Raw genomic sequence first — 11983 nt, 5'->3', positions numbered from 1 at the left:
CAAGCAGCGGGCGCGTGACAAGGGCGCAAAAATCGCCTATGCGCGCGGCCGATCATGACAATCAAGACCCTCCCCGCCCAGCCGAAAGTCGGCATGGTTTCGCTCGGCTGTCCGAAGGCACTCGTCGACAGCGAACGGATTCTGACCAAATTGCGCGCCGACGGCTATGGCCTGTCGCCCGATTACGCCGGCGCCGACGTCGTGCTCGTCAACACCTGCGGCTTCCTCGACAGCGCGAAGGAGGAAAGCCTGGAGGCGATCGGCGAGGCCATGGCGGAGAATGGCCGCGTCATCGTCACCGGCTGCATGGGCAACGAGGCGGAGGTCATTCGGGCGCGTTTCCCCAACGTCCTCGCGGTCACCGGCGCGCATCAATATGAACAGGTTGTCGACGCGGTCCACGAGGCGGCGCCGCCGACGCAGGGGCCATTCGTTGATTTGATCCCCGAAGGCGGGCTGAAGCTCACACCGCGCCACTACAGCTATTTGAAGATCAGCGAAGGCTGCAATCACAGCTGCGCCTTCTGCATCATCCCCGATCTGCGCGGCAAGCTCGTCAGCCGTCGCATCGACGCGGTGCTGCGCGAGGCTGAAAAGCTCGTCGCGGCAGGGACGAAGGAGTTGCTGGTGATCAGCCAGGACACCTCGGCCTATGGCGTCGACATCCGGCACCAGCCGCGCGAATGGAAGGGTCATGAGGTGCGCGCGCACATGACCGACCTCGCCCGCGAACTCGGCCAGCTTCGCACCAGCGAAGGTCGCGCGCCGTGGGTGCGGCTCCACTATGTCTATCCCTATCCGCACGTCGATGCGGTGATCCCGTTGATGGCCGAGGGGCTGTTGACGCCCTATCTGGACATCCCCTTCCAGCACGCGAGCCCGAAGGTTCTGAAGGCGATGAAGCGCCCGGCGAACGAAGCAAAGGTGCTCGAACGGCTGAAGGCATGGCGCGCGATCGCACCCGACATCGCGATCCGTTCGAGCTTCGTCGTCGGTTTCCCCGGCGAAACCGAAGAGGATTTCCAATATCTCCTCGACTGGCTCGACGAGGCGCAGCTCGACCGCGTCGGCGCCTTCCGCTTCGAACCCGTCGCGGGCGCGCAGGCGAATGCCCTGCCCGATCCGGTCCCCGAAGAGGTCAAGGAAGAACGCTATCAGCGGATCATGGCGAAGACCGCAGCGATCAGCGCCGCCAAGCTTGACGCCAAGGTCGGCCGTACGCTTGCCGTCATCATCGACGAAGTGGGCGAAGCCGACGAAGACGGCAGCATCGGCGCCACGGGCCGCAGCCAGGCCGACGCCCCCGAAATCGACGGGCATGTCTATCTGCGCGATGTCGCCGCGACGCTGAAAGCCGGCGACATCGTCGATGTGGTGGTCGAAGATGCCGACGAGCACGACCTGTTCGGGGTCATCGCAGGCTGATCGCCCTCTTCCTGGTGCGCGCAAATTGTTGGAACGGCTTTCGCCGATCGATGTTATCTGACAGATATCGATCGGGAATGGGGCCATGCACGCGATCAAGGGGCTGATTGTTGCATCATGTCTGGCGGCTACGCTCGCCGGCTGCGATCCCGCGAAGGGCGGCGACGAAGCTCCGCCGCATGCCACCGACACGGCGCCCACCCCCTCGCAAACGTCGCTGATCGCGGTCCCGGTCAACGCCGACATCGCCCCACTGAAACGCGAACTCGAACGGGCGATCCCAAAGACGCTGTGGACGATCAACCGGCGCGAAAGGGCCTGCGTCGAACCGCAACGCGTCAAGCTGTTCGGCAAGAAGGTCAAGGTGACGCCGGCGATCCCCTGCACCATCGTCGGGCAGGTCACGCGCGGGGCGCTGCGCATGCGCGGCGAAGGAAACGAGATCGTCGTCGATGTACCGCTGCATGCGCGGATCAGCGCGCGCGACGTCGGCGGCGTGCTGAAGGGTGAAACCGCGACCGGATCGGCAATGGCGCATGCGCGCGTGCGCGTCGATCTGACCAGCGACTGGCGGATGCAGGGTAAGGCGCGGATCAGCTATGGCTGGACCAATCCCCCCGGCATCGACTTTCTGGGCCAGCGCATCACCTTCACCGACGAGGCGGATGAAAAGCTCCGCCCGGTGATCCGCGATGTCGAACGCGAAGTGAATCGCGAGATCGCCCGCATCAACATCCGCGCCCAGGCGGCCGACATCTGGCGCCAGGCGTTTACGACAATCGAGCTCAACCGCGAAAATCCCCCCGTGTGGATGCGGGTCACGCCGCAGCGTATCCTGTTCGGCGGATTCCGCGTCAATGGCCTGCGGCTCGACCTCAATCTCGCGGTCGAGGCGGTGACCGAAAGCTTCGTGTCGAACCGGCCGCAGGATCCCGCGCCGACGCCGCTGCCGCGGCTGGTGCGCGAAATGCCCAAACCGCATTTCGACGTGCGCGTGCCGGTGATCGCCGATTATGCGCAGCTCGGACCCGTGATCGCGCGGGCGCTCGCCAAACGATCGCTACGGCCGTTCGACCTGCCCGCCGTCGGTCCGGTCGATGCGCGCATCGGCAAGGTCACTGTCTATGGCGCCCCCGACCACAGGATCGCGGTAGGGGTCGACATGGACGTGCTGCCGGTCGGCGCGAAGCGTGCGCCCACCCGCGGCCGCGTCTGGCTGACCGCGCGTCCGGTGAACAAGCCCGGATCGGCCGAGGTTCGCTTCACCGATCTGCACGTCAAGGGCGATACAAACGGGATCAAAGGCGACATCTTCGTGCTGTTGGCACAGCAACCCGATTTCGCGCCGATGATCGCCGACGCGCTGACCCAGAATTTCACCCGCGATCTCACCGAACTCGAAGCCAAGATCCGCCGCGCGATCGACCAGCGGCGCGAAGGCGACTTCGTCATCCGAACCCGTATCGACAGCTTCGAAACCGGCGAGATCAAGGCGTATGGCAACGGCCTCTACCTCCCCGTCCGCATGGTCGGGGCGGCGAGCATCGATTATCGCCCGGCAAAATGATCAGAAGAGGCGCGTAAGCGAATAGAAGAGTGCGGCGACCATCGCGCTCGCCGGGATGGTGATGAACCAGGCGACGACGACATTGCTCGCCACGCCCCAGCGCACCGCACTTGCGCGGCGCGCCACACCGGCGCCGATGATGCTGCCGGTGATCGTATGGGTGGTCGACACTGGGATACCCAGCAGGCTGGCGCTGAACACCATGATCGACCCGCCGGTCGAGGCGGCAAAGCCCTGATGCTGCGACAATTTGGTGATGCGTCCGCCCATCGTCTCGATGATCTTCCACCCGCCCGACAAGGTGCCGAGACCGATCGCGATATAGCAGCTGATCGCTACCCAGTGGGGCACATGGAAATCACCGGTCAGATAGCCGGTCGAATACAGCAGCACGGTGATGACGCCCATCGTCTTCTGCGCGTCGTTAAGACCGTGGCTGAGCGAATAGGCGGCCGATGAAACGAGATGCAGGCGGCGGAACGTGACCTCCGCGAATTTCGCGGTCGAACGCCGGAACGCCCAGCTGCTGAGCAGCATCACGAGCATCGAGAGCAGCATGCCGAGCAGCGGCGAGAGGAAGATCGCGATGACCGTCTTGTTGAGCCCCGACCACTGGATGCCCTCGAATCCCGCATGGGCGATACCCGCGCCGACGATGCCGCCGACGAGCGCATGGCTCGACGAGGACGGGATGCCCTTCAGCCAGGTGACGACATTCCAGAACATCGCGCCGACCAGCGCACCGAAGACCACCGCTGGCGTGACCAAATCCTTGTCGATCAGCCCGGCGCCGATCGTTTCTGCCACCTTGTGCAATTGCGGAAAAGCGAGGCTCAGGAAATAGGCCGCGAAGTTGAAGAAGGCGGCGAACATCACCGCCTGCACAGGCTTCAGCAGCCGCGTCGCGACAACGGTCGCAATGCTGTTTGCGGCGTCGTGCAGGCCGTTCAGAAAGTCGAACGCCAGCGCGAGGAGGACCAGCCCGACGAGAAGAGGAAATGCCAGTTCGTGCATGAGCGCGCGCCCCGCTTACGCGTGGTCGATGACCAGACCGTCGATTTCGTTCGCGACATCCTCGAACCGGTCGACGACGCGCTCGAGGTGGCTGTAGAGTTCGCGCGCGATCATGAAGTGGATCGTGTTCGACGCACCATGTTCCTTGAACAATCGCTTCAGCCCTGCCGCGTGGATCTCGTCGGCATGCCCCTCCATGCGGACCAGCCGCTCGGTGAGTTCGTGCAGGCGGGTGCCGTTCGCGGCAACATTGCGCAGCAGCGGCAGCGCCTCGACCGTCAGCCGCGCGGCATCGACGATGATCGCCGCGATGTCGCGCATTTCGGGATCGAATTCCTTGACGTCGTACAGGTCGATCGCGCCCGCAGTCTTCTGCATCTCGTCGATCGCATCGTCCATCGAGGCGATGAGGTCGGTGATCGCGCTGCGATCGAAGGGGGTCAGGAAGGTGCGACGAACGGTCTGCAGCACCTCGCGCGTGATCGCGTCGGCGTCATGCTCGCGCTCGACGATCTCCTGGATATGGTCGGCCATGCCCTCGCCGCCCTGGAGTAGCCGCGCCAGCGCTTCCGATCCCGCGGCGAGCGTCGCAGCATGCGCTTCGAACAGGTCGAAGAAATTGCCCTGCCTCGGGAGCAGGCGCTGGAACCAGGCAAACATGCGATTGACCCCTGTCTTTTCCGCAACGTTGAACATGACCCCCGATCGCTGCGCCGCGACGCGAAAACCGCTGTCGCCGAACGACCGGATAAGGGCCTGAAGATCGGGTTCGTCGACCGCTCCCGCGGCCTCGTCGAAAGTGAACCAGCGCCGCTCGCGCTCGTCCATTTCCTTCCATTCGGAAAGCTCCCGCGTCACCGCGAGCGGAAACACCTCGACATTGTACATGATTGCGGCACCGTTCGCGCGGCGCTTGCGATATTCATAGCTACCGATCGAGGTCGGGCAGACCGCGCCGATCACCCCCGCCTCTTCCTCGGCCTCGACCGCCGCCGAAGCGTGACGGTCCATCCCGGTCAGCGGATTGCCCTTCGGGATCACCCAGCGGCCCGTGCCGCGCGAGGTGATGAGCATGATTTCGGTCGGGCCATCCTTGCCCACACCCGCGAATCGATAAGGAAGCACCGCAATCTGACGCATAAACCGGCCGAAATCCTAAACTACCGCCGGAGCCGCGGTGTTTCATTGCCATTCGGTGACGCCCCTATGACAATATTGTGACAGCGGCAATGGCGCATTGCCCGCGATGCCCTTTCCGTAAACGTCAATTCGATTGCAAAATGCAACGCTGTGCGTAAGCTGCGACCTTAAAGACAAATGGGAGACGAAATGATGGCAGGCATGGACAGCCCCGTGGATCAGGACGTTCTGATCGTCGGCGCCGGCCTTTCGGGCATCGGCATGGCCGCGCATCTCCAGATGCACAGTCCCGACCGCAGCTTCGCGCTGGTAGAGCGGCGGGCCAATCTGGGCGGCACCTGGGATCTGTTCCGCTACCCCGGCATCCGGTCGGACAGCGACATGCACACGCTGGGTTTCGTCTTCGAACCGTGGCGGCACGAAAAGTCGATCGCCGACGGCCCTTCGATCCTCGAATATCTCAACCGCATCGTCGACGAGCGCGGCATCCGCGAGCATATCCGCTTCAACAACAAGGTTGTCGGCGCCGACTGGGACAGCGCCGCCGCGCGCTGGACCGTGACGATGGAAGACGACAAGGGCGCGGTCAGCACGACGACCGCGCGCTGGCTCTACCTCGGCTCGGGCTATTATGATTATGACGAGCCGTTCGACGCCAATTTCACGGGGCGCGAGGATTTTGCGGGGCAGATCATCCACCCGCAATTCTGGCCGAAGGATTTCGACTATTCGGGCAAGAAGGTCGTGGTCATCGGATCGGGCGCTACCGCGGTGACGATCGTCCCGTCGATGGCGGACAAGGCCGCGCATGTGACGATGCTGCAACGCACGCCGACCTGGTATGCCATCCGTCCGGCGAAGGACGGCTTCGCCAATTTCCTGCGCAAGGTCCTGCCCGAAAAGACCGCCTACCGGCTGACGCGGTTCAAGAATATCCGCCTTCAGGACATCGTTTTCCGCCGCGCGCGCGAAAAGCCGGAAAAGGTTGCGGATTTCCTGACCAAGAAGCTGAAGCAGGCGCTCGGCGACCGTTACGATCCCGTCGCTTTCACCCCGCCCTATAATCCGTGGGACCAGCGGCTCTGCCTTGTCCCCGATGCCGACTTTTTCGAAGCGATGAAGGCGGGCAAGGCCTCGGTCGTCACCGATCATATCGAACGCTTCGACAAGACCGGCATCCAGCTCAAATCGGGCCAGCATCTCGACTCCGACGTGATCATTACGGCGACCGGCCTCAAGCTCGCGGTCGCGGGCAAAATCCCCGTCCGCGTCGATGGCGAGCCGGTCGCGTGGAACGAGCATTTCTATTACAAGGCGTGCATGTTCTCGAACGTGCCGAATTTTTCGGTCGTCTTCGGCTATCTCAACGCCAGCTGGACGCTGCGCGCCGACATCGTGTCCGAATATGTCTGCCGCGTCCTCAACCATATGCGCGATACGGGCACGACGGTCGCGACGCCGCTGCTCGCCGATCCGACGAGCCTGACCGAAGAGAATATCTTCGACTTTTCGTCAGGCTATATCCAGCGCGCGCTCCACATCATGCCCAAAAATGCCGACAAGCTGCCGTGGCGGCTCAGCCAGAATTATGTCCAGGACCGCATCGACATGCGCACCGGCCCGGTCGACGACGGCGTGCTCAAGTTCGGCAAGGCGGCGTCGGTATCGAAGGAGGCATCGGCCCCGGCCCTCGAAGCCGCGGAGTAATCGGCGGGTTCGGTTTTCGCCATATCCAAAGGATTGGTGGCGACCGGTTGCGGGCAGCAACCGACCTTCTTGGTATCGTCATCCCGGACTTGATCCGGGATCCATTGTTTCGACGCTGCGTGAATGGATCCCGGATCAAGTCCGGGATGACGAAAGAAGGACTATTCAGCGCCACCTTTCCGCTCACCCTGAGCTTGTCGAAGGGTGCTCAGAACCATCCTTCGACAAGCTCAGGGTGAGCGGCTGGGGAAGTGGCAGCGTCCGCTTCCCACCCAAAAGCCGCCATCGGTCGCTACACGTTGCGCCCCGAGCGCCTTCTAATCGACGTGATCCGGCTTCCCCTTGGTCGATCCCGACGCAAAGTCTTCGAGCTCCTTTTCGCTCATCGATTCGTACATCTCCTTCGATGCACCCCGAAGCTCCGATTTCGGCGTATCGCCGCGCTTCGCGCTCAGCGCGGCGCCGGCGGCCTTTTGCTGGGCCTTGGACTTGGCTGGCATGACATGTCTCCTGCTTGCCCCTCGTCCGACCAACGCGTGACCGGCTGCTTCAGTTCAGCGGCAGGAAATCGCGCTGATATTCGGGCTTCACCACCTTCACCAGCGCGCCGGTTACGGGGACGTTGATCTTGTAGTTGCCCTCGGCATAGGGGCCGATCTCATAGGGCGCGATGCCGATCGTCAGCCGGTCGAGATATTTGCCGTCCGACGATCCCAGCCACACGGTCTGCGTCGACGCGGCGGGACATTTGTCGAAGATGCCGTCGGGATCGTCCGATGGCGCAATGCCGCGCGCGGCCTTGGCGCGCACGATCGCATCGCAGAAAGGCTTGCGGATCGCGGCGTCGAACGCTTCGCCGCTGGTAAACAGGTCGAGCGGCTTCAGCCGGATCGCGCGGTTACGGTCCCAGATCAGCGTGTCGAAACTCGTCATGCCGTGCGCGCCGCCGGTATAGGTTGAAATGTCGCTCGACAGGCTCAGGAAGCGCGGCGTGTTCGTCACCCGCTCCCACGCCTGCAAATGGCTGTGCGCGTGATAGGGGAAACCCTCCTTCTTCGCCGCGTCGCGGTCGCGCGTCGCATCGGCGATCAGCGCCTCGCGCTTCTTGGCGCGATCATTGTCGAGCCATTTCGCAAGGTCCGGGATCGCGGCGGCCTCGCGCGGATAGCTGTAGGCGAATTCGATGAGGTCGCTGCTTTCCTTGACGTCCGAGGCAGTCGCGGCCTTCATCGCCACATCGTCGGCGGCGCCTGGCGGCGCGCCCGGAACCGACGCCGCCGCGACCTTTTCGGCCGGGGTCGGTTCGGGCTCTTTCGAGCAGGCGGAACACAGGGTGGCGGCGATCAGGACGATCGGAAGGCTTTTGCTTGTCATGACAGCTCCAACGCGGGGAATCGACAAAGTTTCCGGGGAAGCCTAGCAGAATTTGCATGACCGATTATTCCGACCTGATCCAGCCCGACAAGGGGCAGGATGCACGCACCATCCACCTTGTCGACAAGAAGAGCTATGACGATTGGCTCAAGGGCCGCAGCGCGCGCGAACGCGCCGCGCTTGCGGCCATGCGCTACAAGCCTGACGGCTATGCTCACGCCATCCTTCCGGGCGACGACGCCGAAAGCTGGTCGGTCGTCACCGCGGTCGCCAATGTCGACAATCTGTCGGCCTGGTGTCTCGCCAAAATCGCGCCACTCTTGCCCGAGGGGCGCTACCGGCTCGACGGACGCCAGCCCGGCAAGGCGCTGTTCGGCTGGATGAGCGGTCAGTATCGCTTCGACGCCTATCGCAGCAAGGAAGAGGCAGGCAGCGGCCCGCGCGTGCTTTTGACCGCCGATGTCGGCGCAATTGCGCCGATGGTGGCCGAAATGCGTGCAACGGCGCTCGTCCGCGATCTGGTCAACACGCCCGGTGCCGACATGGGGCCCGCCGAGCTTGAAAAGGTGGCCGAACGGATCGCCAAAGCGCATGGCGGCAAGCTGACCGTAACCAAGGGCGAAGCGCTCGAGCAGGGATATCCGATGATCCATGCGGTCGGGCGCGCTGCAGCAAAGCATCATGCGCCGCGGCTGATTGAAATTCATTGGGGCAAGGCGGATCACCCGCGCGTTGCGCTGATAGGCAAGGGGATCAGCTTCGACAGCGGCGGGCTCGACATCAAACCCGCATCGGGCATGCGGTTGATGAAAAAGGATATGGGCGGCGCTGCGCATGCGCTCGCCCTGGCGCAGCTCATTATGGAAAGCGGCCTGCCGGTGCGCCTTCACTGTCTGGTTGCCGCGGCCGAAAACGCCATCTCGGGCGATGCCTTCCGGCCCGGCGATGTGCTGAAGAGCCGCAAGGGGCTGACGGTCGAAATCGGCAACACCGATGCGGAGGGCCGCCTTGTCCTCGGCGACGCGCTGACCAAGGCGGGCGAGGAAGCGCCCGAACTGCTTGTCGACTTTGCGACGCTGACCGGCGCGGCGCGGGTCGCACTCGGCCCCGACCTGCCCGCGCTCTATGCCAATGAAGATGCGCTCGCCGACGATCTGCTCGCCGGCGGTATCGATCGCGACGATCCCGTCTGGCGCATGCCGCTGTGGGACGGCTACGCCGATCTGCTCGAAACCGATATCGCCGATCTTGGCAATGCCGGTTCCTCGTCGTTTGCCGGTTCGATCACGGCGGCCTTGTTTCTCAAGCGCTTCGTGCCCGACGGCGCCGCCTGGGCGCATTTCGACACCTTCGCGTGGCGGCCTTCTGCGAAGCCCGGGCGGCCGAAGGGCGGCGCGGCGCTGGGGCTGCGCGCGGCCTGGGCGATGTTGCAGGCGCGCTACGACCGGCGCGCCAAAGGTTGAACATCCTTGATAAAGCGCCGCGCGCTGCGCTAATGGCGCGCGATTGTCCGCCGTGGGCGGATCGACCGGAAAACAGGATAGCCAGTGAACGCTGACAGTGGTGACAATCTAGCGACCAATCGCGTGCGGATGGGGCGCCCCGGCGTTGCGGGCGCGGGCCGCGACCGCTTCGGGCTCGCAGGCACCTCGCAAAGCTATGATCCGCGCATCGTCGCGATCCGTCCCGACCTTGCCGACATCGCGGTCGCCGGCAAGTATTTCGCACCGCATTATGCGGCGCCGATGATGATGAGCAGCGTCCTGCCGGCCGCCGTGTTGCGCGGCACGCCGTCGCCCGATGCCGAACAGACGAGCGAACTTCTCTATGGCGAGGGTTTCGCGCTGCTCGACCTGACCGGGGGCTGGGCCTGGGGTTATAGTCTGGCCGATCATTATGTCGGCTATCTCGCCGCCGATGCGCTCGGCGCGCCGATTGCGCCGACGCACCGCGTCGCCGCGACCGAGGCCATCTTCCACTCCGCCCCCGATGCCGCGAGCGGCGGTTCGGCGGTGCTGCCGATGGGCGCGCTCGTAATGGGCGAAATTGCCGGCGAGTGGCTCGCGACCGCGCACGGCTACCTACCGCTAGGCGCTCTGGTCGATGCAGACAGCCAGGTTGCCGATGCCGCGGTGGTCGCCGAAGCGATGATCGGGGCGCCCTATCTGTTCGGCGGCCGCACGAAGCGGGGCATCGATTGTTCTGGGCTCGTCCAGCTCGCTTGGGCCGCGGCGGGGGTGCAGCTTCCGCGCGACAGCGATCTGCAACTCGCTGCGCTCGATGCCGACAAGGATGTCGCCCAGGGCGATTTGCAGCGCGGCGACCTCATCTTCTTCCCCGGTCATGTCGGGATCATGGCCGACGCCGACACGATCATCCACTCGAGCCGCCGCTGGATGGCGGTCCAGGCCGAGCCGCTCGCCGATGTCGTGGCGCGGTCGGCCGCCAAGGGGCATGAGCCGGCCGTCACCGGCTGCAAGCGGCCGCGCTGAGCCATGACGAGCGTGTTTATCGACGGTGCCGCCGGCACCACCGGGCTTGAAATCGCCGACCGGCTGGCCGGGCGCCAGGAATTTTCGCTGCTCCAGCTCGACGAGGCGCGGCGCAAGGATGCGAGCGCGCGGCGAGAGGCGCTGAACGCCGCCGATTTCGTCATCCTCTGCCTGCCCGACGATGCGGCACGCGAGGCGGTGGCGATGATCGAAAACGACCGCACGCGCGTCATCGACGCGTCGACCGCGCACCGCGTCGCGCCCGGCTGGGTCTATGGCTTTCCGGAGGTCGTCGGCCATGGCACGGTGGCCGAAGCGATGCGCGTCAGCAATCCCGGCTGCTATTCGACCGGCTTCATCGCGCTCGTCGCGCCGCTGGTCCGCGACGGCCTCCTCCCCGCCGACTGGCCCTATAGCTGCCACGCCGTCAGCGGCTATTCGGGCGGCGGTAAAAGCCTCATCGAGCGCTTCAAGGCCGACCCCGACATTGCCTGGCGCGGCTATGCGCTGTCGCTGGGACACAAGCATGTACCCGAAATGCAGGCGCGCTGCGGGCTGACGGTCGCCCCGCTATTCTCCCCCGCTGTCGTGCCGGCGCATCGCGGCATGGTGGTCGAGGTGCCTTTGCCGCTTGGCGCGATGTCCGGCGCCGCGCCGGTCGATGAACTCCGCGCGGCGCTCGCCGACTTTTATGCGGCAAGCCCGATCGTCGTGATGGGCGACGCCCCCGCGGACGGCGAAATGCTGCTGCGCGCATCGGACCAAGGCGACGATTGCATTGCATTGTTCGTCTTCGGCAATGCCGACGGCAGCCAGGCGCGGCTCGTCGCGCGGCTCGACAATCTGGGCAAGGGCGCGAGCGGCGCTTGCGTGCAGAATCTCAACATCATGGCGGGCCTGACCGAAACGGCGGGACTGCGGCTTTAGGGTCAGTGCACCGTATCGAGCGCGGCATCGATCGACAGATAGGTGATCAGCCGCTCGATCTGCCGCCAGCGCGCGAAATGGACATGATTGCCGAGCACCCGATATTGTTCGGCGCGCGCGGCCGCCGCGAAGCCGGCTTCCTCGCCATGCTCGGTCATCAGCGCATACGCATCGTCGACCGCACCGCGGTCGGCAAGAAATGGTGCTGGAAGCTGCATGGAGTCCCCGTCCGTTGCCTCGAAACACTCCCCTAGCGCGCACGCCTGACCGCGCCGTTCCCAACCGTGATGAACAATCGGGTAAGGTTAATGCAAGCGGCTTGGCGCTTAACCATAGC

Annotated in this window: 11 protein-coding genes; 6 read left to right on the top strand and 5 right to left on the bottom strand. The window is 64.6% G+C overall.

Features of this window, described 5'->3' with window-relative positions; translation table 11 throughout:
• Positions 1 to 54 precede the first annotated feature (54 nt).
• Together rimO and STE01S_RS12195 are read left to right on the top strand one after the other, a co-directional pair.
• On the top strand, positions 55 to 1425 hold the full coding sequence (gene rimO / locus STE01S_RS12200; protein WP_062767947.1) for a 30S ribosomal protein S12 methylthiotransferase RimO: 1371 nt from the start codon (positions 55 to 57) through the stop codon (positions 1423 to 1425).
• An 85-nt stretch (positions 1426 to 1510) separates the two neighbouring features.
• Positions 1511 to 2992 (top strand): DUF4403 family protein, encoded by a 1482-nt coding sequence (locus STE01S_RS12195; RefSeq protein WP_062767945.1) that lies wholly within the window; start codon positions 1511 to 1513, stop codon positions 2990 to 2992.
• On the opposite strand, the gene STE01S_RS12190 is transcribed toward STE01S_RS12195, so the two are convergent.
• Positions 2993 to 4006 carry an inorganic phosphate transporter gene (locus STE01S_RS12190; protein WP_062767943.1) on the bottom strand — a complete coding sequence of 338 codons (1014 nt, stop codon included), beginning with the start codon at positions 4004 to 4006 and terminating at the stop codon, positions 2993 to 2995.
• Between the two features lie 15 nt (positions 4007 to 4021).
• Positions 4022 to 5146: a DUF47 family protein gene (locus tag STE01S_RS12185; RefSeq protein ID WP_162928274.1), complete on the bottom strand. Its 1125-nt coding sequence runs from the start codon at positions 5144 to 5146 to the stop codon at positions 4022 to 4024.
• A gap of 201 nt (positions 5147 to 5347) precedes the next feature.
• Between STE01S_RS12185 and STE01S_RS12180 the strand changes: the two genes are divergently transcribed.
• Positions 5348 to 6853, top strand: a complete 1506-nt coding sequence (locus STE01S_RS12180) for a flavin-containing monooxygenase (protein WP_082813319.1) — start codon at positions 5348 to 5350, stop codon at positions 6851 to 6853.
• A gap of 317 nt (positions 6854 to 7170) precedes the next feature.
• Here STE01S_RS12180 and STE01S_RS12175 read toward each other — a convergent pair whose 3' ends face one another.
• Together STE01S_RS12175 and STE01S_RS12170 are read right to left on the bottom strand one after the other, a co-directional pair.
• Positions 7171 to 7353, bottom strand: coding sequence for a DUF3008 family protein (locus tag STE01S_RS12175; RefSeq protein WP_003047410.1), 183 nt, complete (start codon positions 7351 to 7353; stop codon positions 7171 to 7173).
• Positions 7354 to 7402: 49 nt separating this feature from the next.
• The gene (locus tag STE01S_RS12170) at positions 7403 to 8227 is read right to left on the bottom strand and encodes a DUF3298 and DUF4163 domain-containing protein (protein WP_062767939.1); all 825 of its coding nucleotides are present in this window, start codon (positions 8225 to 8227) and stop codon (positions 7403 to 7405) included.
• Between the two features lie 56 nt (positions 8228 to 8283).
• On the opposite strand from STE01S_RS12170, the gene STE01S_RS12165 reads away from it, so the two are divergent.
• The 3 genes from STE01S_RS12165 to argC all read left to right on the top strand — a co-directional run bounded on the left by STE01S_RS12165 (position 8284) and on the right by argC (position 11646).
• Positions 8284 to 9690 carry a leucyl aminopeptidase family protein gene (locus STE01S_RS12165; RefSeq protein ID WP_062767937.1) on the top strand — a complete coding sequence of 469 codons (1407 nt, stop codon included), beginning with the start codon at positions 8284 to 8286 and terminating at the stop codon, positions 9688 to 9690.
• Between the two features lie 84 nt (positions 9691 to 9774).
• Positions 9775 to 10719 carry a C40 family peptidase gene (locus STE01S_RS12160; RefSeq protein ID WP_255265943.1) on the top strand — a complete coding sequence of 315 codons (945 nt, stop codon included), beginning with the start codon at positions 9775 to 9777 and terminating at the stop codon, positions 10717 to 10719.
• A gap of 3 nt (positions 10720 to 10722) precedes the next feature.
• Positions 10723 to 11646 carry an N-acetyl-gamma-glutamyl-phosphate reductase gene (argC, locus tag STE01S_RS12155; RefSeq protein ID WP_062767933.1) on the top strand — a complete coding sequence of 308 codons (924 nt, stop codon included), beginning with the start codon at positions 10723 to 10725 and terminating at the stop codon, positions 11644 to 11646.
• 2 nt (positions 11647 to 11648) lie between these two features.
• Here the strand turns inward: argC and STE01S_RS12150 are convergent, their stop codons facing one another.
• The gene (locus tag STE01S_RS12150) at positions 11649 to 11864 is read right to left on the bottom strand and encodes a hypothetical protein (protein ID WP_003047427.1); all 216 of its coding nucleotides are present in this window, start codon (positions 11862 to 11864) and stop codon (positions 11649 to 11651) included.
• Positions 11865 to 11983 lie beyond the last annotated feature (119 nt).

Origin of the sequence: Sphingopyxis terrae subsp. terrae NBRC 15098 (genome assembly GCF_001598815.1) — a bacterium.
GTDB lineage: Bacteria > Pseudomonadota > Alphaproteobacteria > Sphingomonadales > Sphingomonadaceae > Sphingopyxis > Sphingopyxis terrae.
This window is presented reverse-complemented; position numbering and strand designations above follow the sequence as displayed.